Below are 19,710 nucleotides of genomic sequence, written 5' to 3'. Positions count from 1 at the left end.
GCTTTTCGCTATTTAAACTTGTAATACGTGTCGTTCAGGTATTTCACCAGATCATCCATTTGTTTCTTTCCCAGAGTGATATTCATCGCATGCCCGCAGGCCTTCATCTGATTTTTCAGCATATCGAGATTGGCGACCTGTCTGTCTTTCCGCTGGTAAACGCTGTCGGTATGGCAGGCGGTACAGTTGGCGTCGTGCAATTTCTTTCCCACGGCGGCGTCGCCCGGAAGCGCCGCGCCGTGGGCGGATACGGAAAACGACATAAGGATAAATACAAGCGCACGGTTTTTTTTCATGGTTCCTCCTGGACGTAAAGAATCAGGTTTTGCCGGTCAGATGCGCGATACGCAAGGTGGCGGGCGGATGGGAATCATAAAAGACCGAATGCAGCGGGTCGGGAGTGAGCGTGCTGGCATTCTCGCGATAGAGTTTGACCAGCGCGCTCACCAATTCGGCGGCATCGGTTTGATCGGCCGCAAAACTGTCGGCTTCATATTCGTGACGTCGCGATCCCCACGCGAACAGCGGCTGCAGGAAGAAAGTGAACACCGGGCCAATCAGCATGAATAGCATCAGCGCCGCATGCATCGAAGGTTGTGACATGCCAAGGCCGGAATAGAACCAGGGTTGCGTGACCAGCCATCCCAGCAAGGCCAGCCCGAACAGGCTGATGCCGAAAGTCAGCAGCATGCGCTTGATAACGTGCCGTCGCTTGAAATGCCCCAGCTCGTGAGCCAGTACCGCCTCGATCTCCCGCTCATTCAGGTGTTCGAGCAGTGTGTCAAAAAAGACGATGCGTTTGGTTTTTCCAAAGCCGGTGAAATAGGCGTTTCCATGCGCGCTGCGACGCGATCCGTCCATGACAAATATACCACGCGTCCGGAAACCGGTGCGTTCGAGTAACGCCTGGATGCGTTCACGCACCATCCCCTCCTTGAGAGGTTTGAACTTGTTAAAGAACGGTGCAATCAACGTGGGGTAAGCCCAGACCAACAGCATGGTGAAACCGCTCCACAACAACCAGACGTAAAGCCACCATAGCTCCCCGGCCTCCTGCATAAGCCAGAGCGCGGCCAGCGCGAGCGGGGCACCGAGTATTCCGAACAACAGGGCCTGCTTTATCGTATCGGCCAAAAAAAGTCTTGGCGTGGTCTTGTTGAAGCCAAATCGGTTTTCGATCACAAAAGTCCGATACACGGACACCGGAAGCTCAAGCAGCCCCATGATGACGAGCGTGCTCAGAATAAATACCACTCCAGTGGCAAGTTCACCCCATCCGATGACGCGTAGCATCTGATCCAGCCAATCGAGCCCGCCCCCCAGTGTCCAGAGCGCGAGCAAACCGGTGCCGTAGGCATTTTCAATGCGTCCGAAGCGGGTGTGGGCGATGGTGTAATCGGCCGCCTTCTGATGATCCGCAAGCGTAATCTTGCTGCGGAACGCTCCGGGAACGGTATTACGGTTCGCCGCGATGTACCGGATGTGACGGGCCGCCAGCCACACCTCCGTCAACAACGACAGGCCGAGCAGAGTCAGGAATAAGTACGTGAAGGTATTCATTGATCAAGGATGTTATCATCACATTGTGTAACAGACAGCAGGGAGCCCGAAAGATTCCCCCAGTTAATCTGGAGATATTTAATGGCACATGCACCCAACGGTGCGCAGGAGACCGGCGCGCTCATCTGGATAGACCTGGAAATGACAGGGTTAAATCCCGATACCGACCGGATCATCGAAGTGGCGACGATTATCACCGACAGCTCGCTCAATATTGTCGCGGAAGGACCGGTGTTGGCGGTGCATCAGCCGGATGAGGTGCTGGCGGCCATGGACGAATGGAACAAACGCACGCATGCCGGAACAGGGCTGATTGAGCGGGTTAGGCAGTCGCCTCATACCGAGGCGGATGTCGAAAAAATCTCGCTCGATTTTTTACAACAGCGTGTTCCAAAAAACAAATCACCCATGTGCGGGAACAGTATTTGTCAGGACCGGCGGTTCCTCGCGCGCGGAATGCCGCAACTCGAGGCATGGTTTCATTACCGGAATCTCGACGTGAGCACGGTTAAAGAACTCATGCGCCGCTGGAAACCCGGTCTCTGCAACGGCCTGGTGAAGAAGAACACCCACAAGGCGCTGGACGACATCAGGGAATCGATCGAGGAATTGAAATATTACCGCGATAACTTTTTTGTGAAATGAGTGTTTATTTTTATATTTACCGTGTACGTCTGGCTTAGTGATAACAGTCAGTCTGACTTTCAAAACCCGTGAGCGACCGCCTATGAACGAAGCAGACATTGATCAGGAATATCGCAGCATCGTCAACTCGTTTATCGACTTGGCCAATAAACATTGTGAAACAGCCAGTCGGGAAAACGTGAGCATGGCCCTGCTGTACGCTGCGTCGCGATTCAACTCTTTTGTTGTGGCATCCCATGCAAGCGATATCAAGAAGTACGAGTCGGACAGGGGCAAGGCTTTTGAATTCTTCACTCGCGAATATCAAAAAATGCTTAATGAAAACCTGGACGATTACAAAAAGTTCTTTGATGAGAACATGAAATATGCGCATCTGATCAACACGCGCCCCAGCTGAGCTGAAATGTTCTTCCGGTTAAATTTGAAAATTATCGTCCATGCGCTGACACTCGTGATTCTTTCAGCAATGCCGTCAGCGCAGGCGATAAAATTATGGAAATGGGTGGACTCTGGCGGCAAAACTCATTATTCGGAATCCAAGCCGCCGCCGCAAGCTGAAAAAATCGAAGAAAAGCAGATCAATCCGGATCATAATGTGATTCAGTTTAACAACCCGCCGGCTGCGACAACGCCGGGTAAGGGATTGTCATCGCCTGATTCAGTCACGGACACTTCGTCGTTAGACAACAAGACTCGGAAGGGACTGTCGGCGGGAGGGGGTGCGGCAACAACGGCACCTGCCCCTTCGCCTCCGGTGACACCTTCACTGCCTCCTGCCAGTACACCACCAATTCCACAACCTCCGATATTTCCATCGCCACCGCCGAGTGGTTTCTGATACGAATTTTTAGAAGTTGCTGCCTCGGGCGACGTGAACCTGTCAGGCAGTTTTCAATAAAATAAATTACTGCTTAACTTATGAACTGGTTGTGGGCCGCCCTAAGTGGCCATCAAATGCCAAGAAACGCAATTAAAAATCACAGCCGTTGGGCAAAGGCGGTTGATACGCAAGATTCGCCGCAAAATCTTTACCCGGATCCGTCTCGGTGAACCCCGATTTTACCGAACCCTTGAACGCCTTGCCGCCGTAACCACTCGTATTCATGTGGGCCCGCACCCAAACCACACTTTCGGATTGAATCGGAACCGGCCCCCCGGAACGCGTGAAAGGCTGCTCTTCCACGTGACTATGTAGCAGCACACGTCTGTAAAGCAGTTTGCCGTCCCCGCTTACCACCTCCCACCAGTCTGCGTACTGCTGGCAGCCCGTGTCCGGGCTGCGGATGCCGACCGTGAACTGGTACGTCCCCGGTTCACCGCTTACCTGAACCGATATTACGTCGGCTTGTAAGCTGGGTTTAATATCTTTCGTTGCCATATTCTCTCTAGCACGTGCAACTTCGGACACCAGGCCGGCCGGCCGTTCTTCGGCAATGCTTCCTGATGCCATTGAGGGACCGGACAATGCCGATACTTCGCGTTCGCTCTTTTTGGCTTCCATGGGCGCTGCCGGCGAGGCGGGAGGCTGCTTGGCCGCCAACGTAGGCGACAGTTCCGGCTGCACCGTTTCTGTTTTGGCCGAGAATTTACCTTGCGAACGCGCGGGTTCCTCCGCTGCCGACGGAGAGAGTGTGGCTGGTACATCGCGCGCAATTCCCGGTGCTGTCGCTGTGTCTGTTGGCGACGAAGGTGGGGGTTGACGATTAAACACACCTTGCTGGTTAAGCAGCAGCACGACGCCCAGACTCAGCACGATTACCGCGGCGGACGACAGCGGATATTCCCAGTGGATGCCGGACGGCGAGCGGGTCTTCTGTTTGGTGATTGCCTTTTGTGCTTCGGCCAGGATTCTTGCATCAACGCTGGCGGAGGGCATCTCTTTCGAGGCGCTGCGGTAGACGCGATCGATCCCGGCCTCACCCGGCATCGGTGTGCCGTCAGCGCCTGGAGATTTTTTTGAAGTCATGTTACGTCCTTCGCCAAACCTTGGCGCAGTTTGACCAGCGCGTAGCGCAGGCGGCTCTTGGCCGTTTCCGCCGTAACGCCGGTAATCTCCGCGATTTCAAGCAACGACAAACCGGCTTCCTCGCGCAACAGGAAAGTCTCGCGTTGCGCTTCGGGGAGTCCGTCGAGCAATTTCAGCAATTGTTGCACCTGCCGCCGTCGGTAAAGTTCGTTTTCCGGTTGATGAATCCCGGCGATGGCCACCCGTTCGATCCGCGGGTCGTCCGGGTCGTCATCGTAAGACAACGGCAACCCGGTGGCCTGCCGCCGGTAATGATCGATCAGCCGGTAGCGCGCCAGATGACAGAGATAGGTCGTGAATTTGGCACGCACTTCCAGAGGGCGCGGTACATCGCGCCCTCAATTTCGTTAACCACGATCGCGGTGCCGTGCCAGCGCCCATTGTACATGCTCGCGCACGATCTCCGATGCATGCTCGCGCCGAGACGTCAGTGCGTGGACGATCGTTTCATCGGTGGGCGCATTGCCGAGTGCCACGGCGATGTTACGCAGCCAGCATTCGTGACCGATTCGCCGGATGGCGGAACCTTCGGTGTATTTGAGGAATTCCGCTTCGGTCCATGAAAACAGTCTGACCAGTTCCGGCGCATCGAGATCATGGCGCGGGGTAAAATCCGCATCTTGCGTCGGACGGGCAAAGCGATTCCACGGGCAGACAAGTTGACAGTCGTCGCAGCCATAAATGCGGTTGCCGATTAAAGGCCGCAATTCCACCGGGATGGAATCGCGCAGTTCGATCGTGAGATAGGAAATGCACCGCCGTGCATCGAGCTCATAAGGCGCGACAATGGCTTGAGTCGGGCAGACATCCAGGCAAGCACGACATTGGCCGCAGTGATTAGCCGACGGGGTATCCACCGGCAACGGCAGGTCGGTATAGAGTTCCCCCAGGAAAAACCATGATCCGGTTCGCGAATCGATCAAATTCGTATGTTTGCCAATCCAGCCAAGCCCGGCCTTTTCGGCCAGCGCCTTCTCCAGCACCGGCGCGCTGTCGCTGAAGGCGCGGTACTGAAACGGTCCGACACAAGTCTCAATCCGCTCGGCGAGTTTTTGCAGCCGGCGGCGCATCATCTTGTGGTAGTCCCGGCCCAGGGCGTAGCGGGAGATATAACCCAGCCGGGCGTCACCCAGGACGGTTTCGGCCGCGGCGGCAGCTTCCGGGAAATAGTCGAGTCGCGTCGAGATTACGCGCAGCGTGCCGGGCTGCAATTCCGGCGGGCGGCTGCGTCGCGTCCCGTGCGATGCCATGTAGCGCATTAGCCCGTGGCGACCACGACCGAGCCAGTTCAACAAATGTGCTTCCGCTTCGCCCAATTCCGTATCGGCGATGCCGGTTTGCTGAAAGCCCAGTTCACGGGCCCATGTCTTGATGTCGGCAGCGAGTCGAATGAGATCGATTTTGCTATTTCGCGCAGTGTGCATGAGGGCCTATCATATACATAATAAAAGGACCAATGCATGACCCTCCCTGAATCGCTTTTTACCGCCTCCCAAGTCCGGGATCTCGATCGTCTGGCCATCGAACAGTACGGCATTCCCGGCGCGACGTTGATGGAGCGTGCCGGTGCGGCGGCGTTTCAGTTGTTGCGCGCCCGCTGGCCGAGATCCCGGCGCGTCGTGGTGATTTGCGGACCCGGGAATAACGGGGGCGATGGTTACGTGGTCGCGCGCCTGGCCAAGTCTGCTGGAATGACCACCCGGGTCTTGAGCATGGGCGATTCAGGAAAAACGCAAGGCGACGCCGCCTCCGCCCGCGACAGCTGCCAATCGGCCGGAATCGCCATCAAGGATTTCACGGCTGATCTTCTGCGGGGGAACGATGTCATCGTTGACGCGATGTTGGGAACGGGGCTTGAACGCGGGGTGGAGGGCGAATGGCGAGCGGCCATTGAAGCTGTCAATCAAGCTGGTGTTCCGGTGCTGGCGGTTGATCTTCCATCCGGCTTGCATGCCGATTCCGGCCGGGTGATGGGCGTGGCGGTGACGGCCCAATCCACGATGACGTTCATGGGTCTCAAGGCGGGATTATTCACCGGCGCCGGTCGCGAGCACGGCGGTGAAATCTTTTTTAATGATCTCGGTGTGCCACCGGATATTTATGGAAACGTTCCGCCTGCTGCGAAACGTTTGACGGAGAAATCTTTGCTTGGTCTCCTGCGTGCGCGTCCGCGTGACATGCACAAAGGCGACGCCGGCCGCGTGCTGGTCATCGGCGGCGATCGCGGGATGTCCGGCGCGGCGCGGCTTGCGGGTGAGGCCGCCTATCGCGCCGGTGCCGGGCTGGTGCTGGTGGCCACGCATCCGGATCACGCCGCTCAAATCGGCGCGGCACGCCCGGAACTGTTGGTTTACGGAATTGCCACCGCCAAGGAATTACGTCCCTTGCTGGCTCGTGCCGATGTCGTTGCGATCGGGCCGGGCCTCGGGCAGGAGAGGTGGGGCCACTGGCTGATGGGCGCGGCGCTCGAATCATCCCTGCCCATGGTAGTGGATGCCGATGCCCTGAATATTCTCGCGGCCGACCCGCAGATGCACCAGGATTGGATTATTACGCCGCATCCCGGAGAAGCCGCACGACTGCTCGGCATGACAACCGGAGAAATTCAAAACGACCGGTTTGCGGCCGCACGCGAATTGGTGGCCAGCTTCGGCGGTGTGTGCGTGCTGAAGGGTTCCGGGACGCTGGTAGCGTCTCTGTACGACGGAATGGTAACGGTCTGTGATCGGGGAAATCCCGGGATGGCGAGTGGCGGCATGGGCGATGTGTTGACCGGGACAATCGCCGGCCTGCGGGCGCAAGGACTTTCCACGCTCGATGCCGCCCGTCTGGGCGTATGGGTGCACGCTGCTGCGGGCGACGACGCCGCTCAAGCTGGGGAGGCGGGGACGCTCGCGTCTGATCTGTTTCCATTTCTCCGTGCCCGGCTTAATCGCCTGGTGAGACATGCCGAGCGTTGATCAACCGGTTGCCACGGTTAGTGATATGGAATCATTGGGGTCAAAAATTGCCGCTCATCTCAGCAGGGCTTCTCTCATCTACCTCCGCGGGCCGCTGGGCGCCGGCAAGACCACACTGGTACGCGGAATGTTGCGTGGCCTCGGGCATGAGGGGGCGGTTAAGAGCCCGACTTTTACGCTGGTTGAGCCCTATTCCTTCCCGGAACTTGAGTTTTACCACTTTGACCTTTACCGTCTGAATAATCCGGAAGAACTGGAATTTCTCGGCGTACGCGACTACCTTCACGGGAAAGGGGTATGCGTGGTGGAGTGGGCGGAACGTGCGGAGGACGTTTTGCCAACTCCGGATGTGGATATTATGATCTCACCGACCGGGACAGGACGCATGGTGCGAATTACAGCTTATACCGACCACGGCAAGTCCCTGCTGGACGCGGTGCCATGAGCAATTTGTCCCGTGTTCTGTTCCCGATTTTATTTCTGTTAGCCGCGACGGCTTCCGCCGAACCGGTAACTGTCCAACACCTGCGTGTGTGGCGCGCGCCCGATCACACCCGCCTGGTGTTTGACCTCAGCGGTCCTTTGGAACATACCCTGTTTACCTTGTCGGATCCCGCTCGCGTTGTGGTGGACATCGAAAACGCCCGTTTGACGGAACCGTTGCCGGCCGTCGATACCGGGGGACCGCTGTTGGAGAAGGTGCGCGTGGGTCAACCGGATTCGGGTCCGCTGCGCATCGTGCTCGATCTCAAAACCGGAGCCCAGCCGCGCAGCTTCACGTTAAAACCAGCCGGGCCTTACGGCCATCGCTTGGTGATCGATCTCTATGACACCAAGGCGACGGAAATTGAAACCGCCAAGACGGATGAACGCAAGCCCAAAGCCTCCGTGCCGCTAAAGCCGGTTGTCCGTGACCGGGTGGTGGCGATTGACGCCGGTCACGGTGGCGAGGATCCGGGCGCCATTGGACGGCGTTATCGCACGCGGGAAAAAGATATCACCCTGGCCGTCGCCCGTGAACTGGCCAAACTCGTTGCGCGCGAGCCGGGTATGAGACCGGTTTTGATACGTGACGGCGATTACTATGTCAGTCTGCGTCAGCGCTACGAGAAAGCGCGCCGTCTCCAGGCGGACGTTTTCATATCCATACATGCCGATGCCGTGTCCAGTCGGCGCGCCTACGGATCATCGGTTTATGCCTTGTCGGAAAAAGGCGCGAGCAATGCCATGGCGCGATCGATTGCCGACAAGGAAAACGCGTCCGATCTGATCGGCGGCGTGAGCCTGAGTGACAAGGATGACATGCTCGCCCAAGTGTTGCTGGACCTCTCGCACAACAAGACCATGCAGGATAGTCTGAATCTCGGGGATGACATCCTTGCCGAATTACTGCGAGTAGGTCCGGTACATATGCGCCAGGTGGCCCAGGCCGGATTTGCCGTGCTCAAGTCGCCGGATATACCGTCTGTTCTGGTGGAAACCGCTTTTATTTCAACTCCCTCGGAAGAGAGGAAACTCCGCTCAAAAGCATTTCAACAAAATTTGGCTTCCGGTATGTTTCGAGGCATAAAGCAATTTCTCGCGCGGCGACCGGCAACGCCGTCAACCATTGTGGAGGCGAAACAAGATGTGGATCCGGAGCGTGAACATATCGTGCGCAAGGGTGAAACGCTTGCTTCGATCGCACGCCATTACAATGTCCACGTGGATGCATTGCGTTTTCTGAATAACCTGCGGAGTCAAGAGATTCCGATCGGCATAAGACTTCTGATACCCCCCAGGCAAGGGGACGGTTAAATCGCTCTTTTGGTTTGTATTACAGCGCTAACCGGCTGCTTGCGCCCGCGGGAGGTTTGTACGTTAAAATGTCACTTGCCAACGATATCAAAAAATATCAAGGAGACGTCAATGAAGGCATTGCAAACAACAAAGTGGATCGCGTGGTTGCTTTTCCTGACGATCGGCCTCGCCGGTTGCAGTAAGAAAGAGGATAAGGCCGAGGGCGCTGCCGAAATTATTCGGATTGGATCGGTAGCTCCGCTAACCGGTCCACAGGCCCATCTCGGCAAGGACAACGATAACGGTGCCCGGCTGGCGATCGATGAGGTCAACGCCGCTGGGATAACTTTAGGGGGCAAGAACGTCAAATTCGAATTGGTGAGCGAAGACGATCAGGCCGATCCGCGCAACGCGACCATTGTGGCGCAAAAGCTGGTGGATCAGCGCGTCGCCGGTGTCGTCGGACACCTCAATTCCGGCACGACCATTCCCGCCTCAAAAATATACCATGATGCCGGTATTCCGCAGGTTTCCCCTTCCGCCACCGCGATTGCCTATACGGCTCAGGGGTACAAAACCGCTTTCCGTGTCATGACCAACGATCGTCAACAGGGAAAAGTATTGGGTGAATACGCGGTAAAAAAAATGGGAGCCAAGCGGGTCGCGATAATCGACGACCGCACCGCTTACGGCCAGGGGCTCGCGGACGAAGTGGATAAAGCGGTTAAGCGCTCGGGCGGCGAGGTCATCGCACGGGAATTTACCACCGACCGGTCCACGGATTTTCGCGCTATTCTGACCTCCATCAAGGCCAGGAAGCCTGACGTGGTGTTCTATGGCGGGATGGATGCGCAGGGCGGACCCATGGTAAAGCAACTTCATTCGCTCGGGATTAAGGCTTCGTTCCTCGGCGGAGATGGCGCGCAAACAACCGAGTTCCTTAAGCTGGCGGGAAACGATGCGGAAGGTGTGACGGCTTCCTCACCCGGTCTGCCCCTCGATATCATGCCGGGGGGCAAGGAATTCCGGGAGAAATTCACCGCCAAATACGGAGTAATTCAGACTTACGCCCCCTATGCCTACGATGCGGCCATGACCATGGTAGCGGCCATGAAGCAGGCGAATTCAGCGGACCCAAGCAAATATCTCGTCGAAGTGCAGAATATCCAACGCGCCGGGGTGACCGGTAACATTAGTTTTGATGAACGTGGCGACGTCCGTGGCGGGGCAATCACGATGTATCGTGTAACAAACGGGAAATGGGAGGTGCTGGAAACGGTGATGGGAGAAAACGAACAGAAACCGGCGGAGAAAAAATAAGGCCGGTTGATTGCATTATTTGCTGCGCGTAAAGTCAGGTAGCTGTCCGGCTACCTGACTTTATTTTTGCCAGCAGCGATCCGAAGTTCCTGACATGGCTGTTTGTCCGGGGTGTGACCGGATCTTGCGAGGGTACACCGTTTGGATATTTTCACCCAACAATTAATCAACGGTCTGGTTCTCGGCAGTATCTATGCCTTGGTGGCCCTGGGGTACACCATGGTTTACGGAATATTGGAGCTCATCAATTTCGCGCATGGCGAAGTGACGATGTTCGGCGCCATGATTTGTTTGGCTGTCATCGGCGCGCTCGCCGGAAGCGGAATGGGTCTGGATGGGTCGATCATCGTGCTCCTTGGATTGCTTGCGGCGATTGCCGTATGCATGTCCCTTGGCTTCACGATCGAACGCGTGGCTTACCGTCCACTGCGTCGTTCGCCGAGGCTGGCCGCGCTCATAACCGCCATCGGCATGTCTATTCTTCTTCAGAATCTGGCCATGCTGATCTGGGGCAAGCGTTACATCGCTTTCCCTCCCATACTGCCGACCGTGCGTTATGAAATTGGCGGCGCGGTCATCACCAATCTGCAAATCTTTATCATGGTGTTATCGTGCCTGCTGATGATTGGATTGCTGCTGCTCATCAAGAAAACCCGTTTGGGCCGCGCGATGCGCGCCACGGCGCAAGCACAGGATATAGCCGGGTTGATGGGTATCAACGTAAACACCATTATTTCCATCACTTTCATTATCGGCGCCGCTCTCGCTGCCGTTGCCGGTGTCATGGTCAGCGCCTATTACGGACTGGCCCATTATTACATGGGATTCCTCCTTGGTCTCAAGGCATTCACGGCTGCGGTGCTGGGCGGCATCGGCAATATCGCCGGTGCCATGTTGGGAGGATTACTCCTCGGTGTGATTGAAAGCCTCGGGGCAGGATATATCGGCGCTTTGACCGGAGGTTTCCTTGGCAGCCATTATCAGGACGTGTTTGCTTTCTTCGTACTCATTCTTGTTCTGGTGATACGTCCATCCGGCCTGCTCGGGGAACGGGTGGTTGAACGTGCATGATGGTTAGCATGAGGACCCTTCACCGGCACTGGCTTCAGTTCAGGAGCGATCGCCGCCTGGCATGGCTTGCGTATTTGGCGCTGGCAGTGTTGTTGACGGCGTTGCCTTTTTTGACCGGCGAAGCGCTTGGCCGTGGTTGGGTTCGAATTCTCGATTTCGCGCTGCTCTACATCATGCTTGCGCTTGGTCTCAATATTGTGGTGGGTTATGCCGGATTGCTCGATTTGGGTTACATCGCGTTTTACGCCGTGGGCGCCTATCTTTATGCCTTGCTGGCATCGCCCCATTTTGACCTGCATTTGCCGTTCTGGGCATTGCTGCCGTTGGGCGCGGGATTGGCGGGAATTTTTGGGATTTTGCTGGGTGCGCCGACCTTGCGACTGCGCGGCGATTATCTGGCCATCGTCACGCTGGGTTTCGGCGAAATCATTCGAATCTTTCTCACTAATCTCAATGCGCCGATCAACATCACCAATGGCCCGCAGGGAGTCAATCTGATCGATCCCGTTGCATTCGGTGGATTCTCCTTCAACCAGACACACACGTTTTTCGGTGTAATCTTCCCCGGCATTTACACGTATTACTACCTTTTTCTCGTGTTGGCGTTGTTGATGATTTTTATTTCACTACGCCTGCAGAATTCGCGCATCGGGCGCGCGTGGGTGGCGATTCGGGAGGACGAGGTGGCTGCCGAAGCCATGGGTATCAACACGCGCAACATCAAATTGCTGGCGTTTGCCATGGGCGCGTCATTTGCCGGAATCAGCGGTGGTTTGTTTGCCGGCTTCCAGGGATTTATCAGCCCCGAAAGTTTCAATCTCTTCGAGTCAATTATCGTACTTTGCATGATTGTCTTGGGGGGCATGGGGAATATAGCCGGTGTCATCCTGGGTGCGGTATTGCTTACAGTTTTTCCCGAAGCATTGCGCTACATTGGCGACCTGCAAAGATTTATATTTGGACAGATATATGTCGACGCGGCCGACCTGCGGATGCTGATCTTTGGCTTGGCGCTTATTCTCATCATGATTTTCAGGCCGGCCGGACTGCTGCCGTCAGTACGACGTCGTCGCGAGTTCGGCGATGATGCTTCCATGCTTGCCCAGGAACAGGCTTCACTGTATGACATCAAACGCTGATAGAGATACGGAAGAGCGTCCGGAATCATTGCTCGATGTCAGCGATGTGAGCAAGCATTTTGGCGGGCTCGCGGCGCTTCAGGAAGTGGGTTTGCGAATTTTTCCCGGCGAAATTTACGGCCTGATCGGCCCCAATGGAGCTGGCAAGACAACATTGTTCAATGTCTTGACCGGTCTCTACACCCCCGATTCCGGTATGATCACGCTGAGAAATCGTACCGTGTCGGGTCTCAAACCCAACCAGGTGGCAGCATTGGGCATTGCGCGGACGTTTCAGAACATCAGGTTGTTTGCCAACATGACGGCGCTGGAAAATGTCATGGTCGGACGCCATGTACGCACGCATGCCGGAATTATTGGCGCCGTCTGGCACGATAGAAACACAATCGCGGAAGAGACGGCTATTGCCGGACGGGCGCACGAATTGTTGGAGTATGTCGGAATTAGCCAGCATGCGGATACGTTAGCCATGCATCTTCCCTATGGAGATCAACGACGGGTCGAAATTGCCCGTGCCTTGGCCACCGACCCCGTGTTGCTTGCCCTCGATGAGCCGGCTGCGGGAATGAATACCAGCGAGACCGCCAAGCTTCAGACATTACTGCAGAAAATCCGCACCGATGGCGTAACCCTTTTGCTTATTGAGCATGATGTCAAACTCGTCATGGGATTATGCGATCGCGTGGCCGTCCTGGATTACGGGAAAAAGATTGCCGAAGGTATTCCTTCGGACGTACAGCGCGATCCACTTGTCGTTGAAGCCTATCTGGGCGGAGACATCGAGTGAACTTTCTCCAAACCCAAGACCTGGAGGTGGATTATGGGGGGATCCGCGCCGTTAAAGGAGTTGACCTAACGGTGAAATACAACGAGCTGGTTTGCCTGATTGGCGCAAACGGCGCCGGAAAAACGACGACGCTCAAGTCGCTCTGCGGGATGCTCAGACCGAGCCGAGGCGAAATACTGTATGAAGGAAGGGCGATAACCGGTAAACGCTCGTACGAACTTGTGCGCCGTGGCATCTCCCTGGTTCCGGAAGGACGTGGCATTTTTGGACGTTTGACGGTTGAAGAAAATCTCATGATCGGAGCTTACACAAGACGAGATCACACCGGTATCCGATCGGATTTGGAGAATATTTATTCACTCTTCCCGCGCCTGCTCGAGAGGCGGACCCAGCAGGCCGGAACGCTTTCGGGCGGTGAACAACAGATGCTGGCTATCGGGCGCGCGCTGATGAGTCGACCTCGATTGCTGCTGCTCGATGAACCCAGCATGGGTCTGGCGCCAATGCTTGTGAAGAAGATATTCGAGACCATCAAGCGGATCGCGGAGGAAGGCGTTACCATTTTGCTTGTGGAACAAAATGCAAAACTCGCCCTCGCGATCAGCCATCGGGGATACGTGATGGAAAGTGGAAAAATCACCCTCAGCGACAATGCCGACGTCCTGCTCAAAGATCCGAAAGTACAACAAGCCTATCTGGGAGGATAGCGTTCCTCAGGTTGAAACCGCCATCGTGCCTTCATTGGTTACCGGTGCTCCGATACGTTTGATGATTTCATCCTCCAGGCAGATAAGCTGTTGTTTGTCAGACAGCGGAGTCTTCTCGCGACTGTTGACAAAAAAGATGTCTTCGGCGCGCTCACCATAGGTTCCCACTTTGGCCGCGACCAGATTCACACGACAATGCTTGAGTGCCAATGCTATCTGGTATAACAAGCCCGGGCGGTCTTGCGCGGTGACTTCCATAATCGTGAGTTGTCCCTTTGGGGCGGGGCTGAACATCACCCGCGTCTCGATCGGAAAATGCTTGAGCGGCCTGGGAAGGCTGACGGATTGAATGTCTTTTCCGGGACGTGGATCGAGCAACTGATCGCGCATTGCCACTTGCAAATGTTCCAGCGTTTTCGGATCGCTCACGGGGTCACCCGAGTGATCAAGCACGACGAATGTATCGAGCGCGAACCCATTGCGCAGCGTATGTATTCGTGCATCCATGATGGAAAGGTTCATCCGGTCGAATCCCGCCGTGATGATGACAAACAGGTCGTCGCGATCCGGCGTGTAGATCAGAAATTCGCTGCCACCGAGACCCGGGGCATAACGCGTGGCGACAATTGGCAGATCGGCGGCATGCGCCGCGGTAATGACCCGTGCGTGCCACGCCAGGCTTTCAGCGTCGTAGGGAAGAAAGTATTCCTCATCAAGATCCTGCCAGAAACGGTTAACCTGTTTCTCCGTAATCCCGGACGGTCGCAGCTTTTCAAGCGCCGTGTTACGCAAATCGGCTATGTGCTCATGAAGATCGATCGGCTTCGTCAGGCCGCGTCGCAAAACACGGGTGGTGGCACTGTATAATTGCGACAGCAGACGACCCTTCCAGGCGTTCCATACAACCGGACTGGTTCCGCGCATATCCGCCACGGTGAGCAAATAGAGATTATCGAGATGTTCTTGGTCGCCCACCTGCTGAGCAAAAGCCAACACGATGTCAGGGTTGGTTATGTCTTCACGCTGAGCGGTATTCGACATCAGTAAATGATGGCGGACCAGCCAGCAGATGAATCGTGTGTCGTATTCGCTCAAGTTGTGCAATCGGCAGAATGCCTTGGTTTCCTTCTCACCCAGCCTCGAATGATCGCCGCCACGCCCCTTGGCGATGTCATGAAACAAACCGGCAAGGTACAACCGCTCCGGCTTGACGATTTTCTGGATGATTTCACTCTGTTGTGGAAATTCATGGTGGAATTCCGGCACGGTGAAGCGGCGGAGATTGCGCAGAACAAACAGCGAGTGTTGATCCACGGTATAGACGTGAAACAGGTCGTGCTGCATCTGACCGACGACGCGTCCGAAAGGCGGCAAGTAGGCGCCAAGCACACCGTAGGCATTCATTCTTCGCAGTTCATGCGTAATACCGCGCGGTTGACGCATGATCTCCATGAACAGGCTGCGGCAGGCGATATCTTTGCGAAATTTGCCGTCGATTCCATGGAGATTCGCGCGTACGAGACGGATAGTGTCCGCACGTACTCCTTTAAGCTCAGGATGCTGCTGCATGACAAGAAACAGTTCCAGCAGGGCATAGGAAGAGCGTTCAAAGATCCGTGGATGCGTGACTTCCAGAAATCCGTGATGCGATTGAAACCGCCTGTTGATGGCTTTTGTTTTTACTCGTCCACGCGCAAGAATGGCCTCTTCGAAATGCTGCAAAAGTATGACGTTTAGCAGGGATAATTCCTTGACCGTCCGGTAATAGCGTTTCATGAACTGCTCGACAGCGAGTATTCCCGGCCGGTCGACATAGCCAAAGTCCCTGGCAAGCGCACGCTGATGATCAAACAGGAGACGATCCTCGCGTCTTTCCGCCAGGTAATGCAAACCGGCGCGCACTTGCCAGAGGAAATCACGTCCGGATATCAGCGTACGATATTCTTCATCGCTCAGGAATCCGAGCTGCACCAGGTCACGCAAAGAGGCGGTATCGAATTGCCTTTGCGTCACCCAGGAAATCATCTGGATATCTCGCAGACCGCCCGGGCCGTCCTTCACATTCGGTTCAAGGTTATAGGCCGTGTCGTCGAAACGATGATGCCGGTAATTCTGTTCCTCGCGCTTGGCGGCAAAAAATCTCCTGCTTGGCCAGATGTTTGATGAATGTGTCATTCGATGCATTTTCTGGAAGAGAACTTCGTTACCGTCCAGGAGACGGGATTCCATAATATTGGTGACAACAGTGAGGTCGTTACTGGATTCACGCACGCAATCTTTAACGGTTCGCACACTATGTCCGACTTCAAGGCCCATGTCCCACAGGAAACGCACGAATGATTCAATGAATGGGCGGATTGTGGGGGGCGCAACTTTTTCGACCAGTACCATAAGGTCGATATCGGAGGCCGGGTGGAGTTCGCCTCTGCCGTATCCGCCGACGGCGACCAGCGAGGCAGTGGTATGGGACGGCAATAATCCGAGATGCAGCTTCCAGGCGCGAATGACGAGTTGATCGATCAACCAGGCGTGAAATGTTACTACCGAAAATGCCCGGCGTTTTTCCGCAAAACGCTGTTTGAGAAGATTGCGCCCGGACTGCAGTGCATTGCGGAAAAACGGCAAAGGATTATTTGAATCGGTCAGTGACCGATCGAATTCGCGGCTGTTAAACAGGTTGTGTTTGACGGATGCCATGGCACTAATAAGTTTCAGCCGGACCGGCGGAAATTATCAAGGTTCATCACCGGAAAGTAATGTAAGGATTTCATGTGATGCTTCCGTCACCAGGATGGTGTGTTCCCATTGTGACGAAAGGGAATGATCGCGTGTCACGACTGTCCAGTTGTCGGGCAGGAGTTTCACCTCTTTTTTCCCGGCATTGATCATGGGCTCGATGGTGAATGTCATGCCGGGTTGAAGTTCCATCCCTGTTCCGGGTTCTCCATAATGCAGTACCTGCGGGTCTTCGTGGAACTCACGTCCGATTCCATGACCGCAATACTCGCGCACGACTGAAAAACCATGGGCCTCGGCGTGTTTTTGTATTGCATGACCTATATCGCCAAGTCGTGCACCCGGACGGACAACTTCTATGCCCTTGATCATGCACTCATGCGTTACCTGTACGAGACGTTTCGCCTGGATAGAAGGTTCGCCCACGAAATACATCTTACTTGTATCACCATGATATCCATCCTTGATGACGGTAACATCGATGTTAATGATGTCGCCTTTCTTGAGTTTTTTTTCGCCCGGAATGCCGTGACAAACTTGGTGATTGACCGAAGTGCATATGGATCGGGGGAAACCCTTGTAGTGGAGTGGCGCCGGTATGGCTTGCTGGACATTGACGATGTAGTCGTAACATAGACCGTCCAATTCCCCGGTCGTAATTCCCGGGCGTACATGAGAGCGGATCATGCGCAGAACTTCGGCGGCCAGACGGCCGGCGATACGCATTTTTTCGATCTCGGCGGGAGTTTTTAGTGTTACGGGCATGATAGGCTGTGTCACTGCGCGGTATTCTCCGGGAATGAGACCAATTAAAAAAGCCCTTTCATGGTGTGTCTACTACCCAAGCCCATGAAAACATTGTCCTAATAATCCTGCTGTGGTATAAAGCCGCCCGCAGTTATAGTTCCGGTGCGTAGCGTATAGATCGAAGCTGATCTGGTTGCCGCATCAATAAACCTTAAACCCGCACGCGGTACCGTCACAGGCATCCGGGTGTCCGTCTGCTCCTCGGAGCGGCCGGATTGATGCTTGGGGTCCGCGGAGGAAAAACCCGAAGGAGATATCATGAGCAACGTCACTATGCGCCAGATGTTGGAGGCCGGCGTGCATTTCGGCCATCAAACGCGATTCTGGCATCCCAAGATGCGCCCGTATATTTTCGGGGAACGCAATCGAATTCACATCATCAATCTGGAAAAAACCCTCCCGCTCTTCAACGAGGCCATGAAGTATCTGGCCAAACTCGCGGCCAATGGCGGCACCATTTTATTTGTCGGTACCAAACGCCAGGCCACAGAAACCGTACACGAGGAAGCAGAGCGATGCGGCAGTCCTTATGTGAACCACCGCTGGCTCGGCGGCATGCTGACCAATTACCGGACTGTGAAAAAGTCGATTGAGCGGCTCAAGTTGCTTGAGTCCGTTCTGGCGGATGAAGCCAGCAGCCAGAAACTTTCCAAAAAAGAACTGCTGACGCTTGACCGGGAAAGGGTAAAACTTGAAAAGAGTCTTGGCGGAATCAAGGAAATGTCCGGCCTGCCGGATGCTGTGTTTGTCATCGATGTGGGTCATGAATACATCGCCGTCTCGGAGGCGAACAAGCTGAACATCCCCGTGGTCGGAGTGGTGGATTCCAATTGCAAGCCGGATGGTGTGGATTATGTTATACCTGGAAATGACGATGCCATCCGTGCCATTCAGCTTTACAGCCAGGCGGCTGCGGACGCTATCCTTGCCGGTCAGGAACAGCGTCAGTTGACGATCGTCTCCGGCGATGATGACTTCGTTGAAATTAAAGAGGAGCCGGCGACAGTCAAGGTAGTCGCGAAGAAGAAGACCGTAGTCGCGCCCATTGAGGATATTGCCGTGGCAACCGATGATGCGGGCGATGCGGGCAAAACGCTGTCTGTCAAGCCGGAGTCCAAACCGAAGCGTACGGTCCGTGCCAAACAAAAGAGCGGAAGCCGTGGAAAGAAACCCGAAAAAACCGATTAAAAGGATTATTGATGACAATCCGGAAACAATGAGGGCGCAACCCCTCGATTTTATGGCAATGACCGGCATCGTCATTCGTATTAAGCAGGGTTTAAGGTATGACTATTTCAGCTCATCAAGTTAAAGAACTGCGCGAACGGACAGGGCTCGGGATGATGGAGTGCAAGGCGGCACTCACGGAAACGAATGGAGACATGGAAGCTGCCACTGACTTGCTGCGCAAGCGGGCAGGAGCCAAGGTGGAGAAGAAATCGGGTCGGCTCGCGGCGGAAGGCATAATCGGCATATGTGTATCCCCTGACCGCAAGACGGCCGCTATGGTCGAGATCAATTCAGAGACTGACTTCGTTGCCAAGGGTGATGATTTTGCCGATTTCAGTGCCACGGCGTCAGCAACTGTGGCGAGCATGAATCCGGCGAATGTTGACGAGCTCTACAAGTTGCGGCAAAACGGAACATCTGTCACGTTGGCGCAGGCACGCGAAGACCTGGTGATGAAACTTGGCGAAAACATCAGTGTCAGACGCTTCGTTCGTATGACAACGGACAAGTCAATCATCGGCAGTTACGTTCACGGCCGCAAAATCGGTGTATTGATCGAGGTGAAAGGTGGCGATGAAAATCTGGCCAAGGATCTCGCCATGCATGTTGCGGCAAGCCGGCCGGAGTACGTATCGAAAGAGCAAGTTCCGGCCGCCGTAATCTCCAAGGAAAAAGAAATATTTGCCGAACAATCCAAAGCAAGCGGCAAACCGCCTGAAATCGTGGAAAAAATGATCATGGGCCGGGTCAATAAATATCTCAATGAAATTACCCTGCTGGGACAGCCCTTCGTCAAAGACACGGAAATGACGGTTGATAAACTGCTTAATACCAAGGGCGCTTCAGTAATACGATTCATTCGTTATGAAGTTGGCGAAGGAATGGAAAAAAAATCAGCCGACTTTGCCTCCGAGGTGATGGCGCAGGTAAAAGGAGGATAGTT

General features: G+C 55.1%; 19 protein-coding genes and 1 pseudogene. 13 read left to right on the top strand and 7 right to left on the bottom strand.

All coding sequences use genetic code 11. The features are described from left to right. Nucleotides 1-8: 8 nt before the first annotated feature. Nucleotides 9-296 carry a hypothetical protein gene (locus WD823_RS00475; protein ID WP_368427514.1) on the bottom strand — a complete coding sequence of 96 codons (288 nt, stop codon included), beginning with the start codon at nt 294-296 and terminating at the stop codon, nt 9-11. A gap of 22 nt (nt 297-318) precedes the next feature. Beyond that, nucleotides 319-1,560, bottom strand: coding sequence for a M48 family metallopeptidase (locus WD823_RS00470; protein WP_368427513.1), 1,242 nt, complete (start codon nt 1,558-1,560; stop codon nt 319-321). A gap of 81 nt (nt 1,561-1,641) precedes the next feature. On the opposite strand from WD823_RS00470, the gene orn reads away from it, so the two are divergent. From orn to WD823_RS00455, 3 genes are all read left to right on the top strand, one after another. Then, nucleotides 1,642-2,205, top strand: a complete 564-nt coding sequence (orn, locus tag WD823_RS00465) for an oligoribonuclease (protein ID WP_368427512.1) — start codon at nt 1,642-1,644, stop codon at nt 2,203-2,205. An 82-nt stretch (nt 2,206-2,287) separates the two neighbouring features. Next, nucleotides 2,288-2,602, top strand: a complete 315-nt coding sequence (locus tag WD823_RS00460; RefSeq protein ID WP_368427511.1) for a DUF3144 domain-containing protein — start codon at nt 2,288-2,290, stop codon at nt 2,600-2,602. A 6-nt stretch (nt 2,603-2,608) separates the two neighbouring features. After that, complete coding sequence (locus tag WD823_RS00455) at nt 2,609-3,043, top strand: DUF4124 domain-containing protein (RefSeq protein WP_368427510.1); 435 nt, start codon at nt 2,609-2,611, stop codon at nt 3,041-3,043. Nucleotides 3,044-3,175: 132 nt separating this feature from the next. Here the strand turns inward: WD823_RS00455 and WD823_RS00450 are convergent, their stop codons facing one another. From WD823_RS00450 to queG, 3 genes are read right to left on the bottom strand one after another with little or no spacing between them, the layout of a single operon-like run. Next, nucleotides 3,176-4,171: a hypothetical protein gene (locus WD823_RS00450; RefSeq protein ID WP_368427509.1), complete on the bottom strand. Its 996-nt coding sequence runs from the start codon at nt 4,169-4,171 to the stop codon at nt 3,176-3,178. Beyond that, entirely contained in the window at nt 4,168-4,542 is a 375-nt protein-coding gene (locus WD823_RS00445; RefSeq protein WP_368427508.1) for a sigma-70 family RNA polymerase sigma factor, read from the bottom strand. The genes WD823_RS00450 and WD823_RS00445 overlap by 4 nt, the downstream gene beginning before the upstream one ends. A gap of 36 nt (nt 4,543-4,578) precedes the next feature. Then, nucleotides 4,579-5,655 (bottom strand): tRNA epoxyqueuosine(34) reductase QueG, encoded by a 1,077-nt coding sequence (gene queG / locus WD823_RS00440; RefSeq protein ID WP_368427507.1) that lies wholly within the window; start codon nt 5,653-5,655, stop codon nt 4,579-4,581. A 36-nt stretch (nt 5,656-5,691) separates the two neighbouring features. On the opposite strand from queG, the gene WD823_RS00435 reads away from it, so the two are divergent. From WD823_RS00435 to WD823_RS00400, 8 genes are all read left to right on the top strand, one after another. After that, entirely contained in the window at nt 5,692-7,191 is a 1,500-nt protein-coding gene (locus WD823_RS00435) for an NAD(P)H-hydrate dehydratase (protein ID WP_368427506.1), read from the top strand. A gap of 25 nt (nt 7,192-7,216) precedes the next feature. Then, on the top strand, nt 7,217-7,636 hold the full coding sequence (tsaE, locus tag WD823_RS00430; RefSeq protein ID WP_368427628.1) for a tRNA (adenosine(37)-N6)-threonylcarbamoyltransferase complex ATPase subunit type 1 TsaE: 420 nt from the start codon (nt 7,217-7,219) through the stop codon (nt 7,634-7,636). Continuing rightward, nucleotides 7,633-8,988, top strand: a complete 1,356-nt coding sequence (locus WD823_RS00425) for an N-acetylmuramoyl-L-alanine amidase (protein ID WP_368427505.1) — start codon at nt 7,633-7,635, stop codon at nt 8,986-8,988. The genes tsaE and WD823_RS00425 overlap by 4 nt, the downstream gene beginning before the upstream one ends. A gap of 111 nt (nt 8,989-9,099) precedes the next feature. Further along, nucleotides 9,100-10,290 (top strand): branched-chain amino acid ABC transporter substrate-binding protein, encoded by a 1,191-nt coding sequence (locus WD823_RS00420; RefSeq protein WP_368427504.1) that lies wholly within the window; start codon nt 9,100-9,102, stop codon nt 10,288-10,290. Nucleotides 10,291-10,431: 141 nt separating this feature from the next. Next, entirely contained in the window at nt 10,432-11,361 is a 930-nt protein-coding gene (locus WD823_RS00415; protein ID WP_368427503.1) for a branched-chain amino acid ABC transporter permease, read from the top strand. Nucleotides 11,362-11,369: 8 nt separating this feature from the next. Further along, nucleotides 11,370-12,500 carry an ABC transporter ATP-binding protein gene (locus WD823_RS00410; RefSeq protein ID WP_368427502.1) on the top strand — a complete coding sequence of 377 codons (1,131 nt, stop codon included), beginning with the start codon at nt 11,370-11,372 and terminating at the stop codon, nt 12,498-12,500. After that, on the top strand, nt 12,484-13,287 hold the full coding sequence (locus WD823_RS00405) for an ABC transporter ATP-binding protein (RefSeq protein WP_368427501.1): 804 nt from the start codon (nt 12,484-12,486) through the stop codon (nt 13,285-13,287). The genes WD823_RS00410 and WD823_RS00405 overlap by 17 nt, the downstream gene beginning before the upstream one ends. Then, entirely contained in the window at nt 13,284-13,994 is a 711-nt protein-coding gene (locus WD823_RS00400) for an ABC transporter ATP-binding protein (protein WP_368427500.1), read from the top strand. Before WD823_RS00405 ends, WD823_RS00400 begins: the two co-directional genes overlap by 4 nt. Before the next feature lie 6 nt (nt 13,995-14,000). Here WD823_RS00400 and glnD read toward each other — a convergent pair whose 3' ends face one another. Then, nucleotides 14,001-16,691 (bottom strand): [protein-PII] uridylyltransferase, encoded by a 2,691-nt coding sequence (gene glnD, locus WD823_RS00395; protein WP_368427499.1) that lies wholly within the window; start codon nt 16,689-16,691, stop codon nt 14,001-14,003. Nucleotides 16,692-16,727: 36 nt separating this feature from the next. Further along, nucleotides 16,728-17,495 carry a type I methionyl aminopeptidase gene (map, locus tag WD823_RS00390; RefSeq protein WP_368427627.1) on the bottom strand — a complete coding sequence of 256 codons (768 nt, stop codon included), beginning with the start codon at nt 17,493-17,495 and terminating at the stop codon, nt 16,728-16,730. 300 nt (nt 17,496-17,795) lie between these two features. Here map and rpsB point away from each other — a divergent pair. Both rpsB and tsf read left to right on the top strand, forming a co-directional pair. Then, a pseudogene (rpsB, locus tag WD823_RS00385) lies at nt 17,796-18,530 on the top strand (30S ribosomal protein S2); the annotation flags it as partial. Between the two features lie 293 nt (nt 18,531-18,823). Continuing rightward, complete coding sequence (gene tsf / locus WD823_RS00380) at nt 18,824-19,708, top strand: translation elongation factor Ts (RefSeq protein WP_368427498.1); 885 nt, start codon at nt 18,824-18,826, stop codon at nt 19,706-19,708. The last annotated feature ends 2 nt before the right edge of the window (nt 19,709-19,710 follow it).

The organism is Sulfuricaulis sp., from assembly GCF_040901545.1.
Taxonomy (GTDB): domain Bacteria; phylum Pseudomonadota; class Gammaproteobacteria; order Acidiferrobacterales; family Sulfurifustaceae; genus Sulfuricaulis.
Note: the sequence above shows the minus strand (reverse complement) of the source record. Positions and strands in the feature narration are given on the sequence as shown.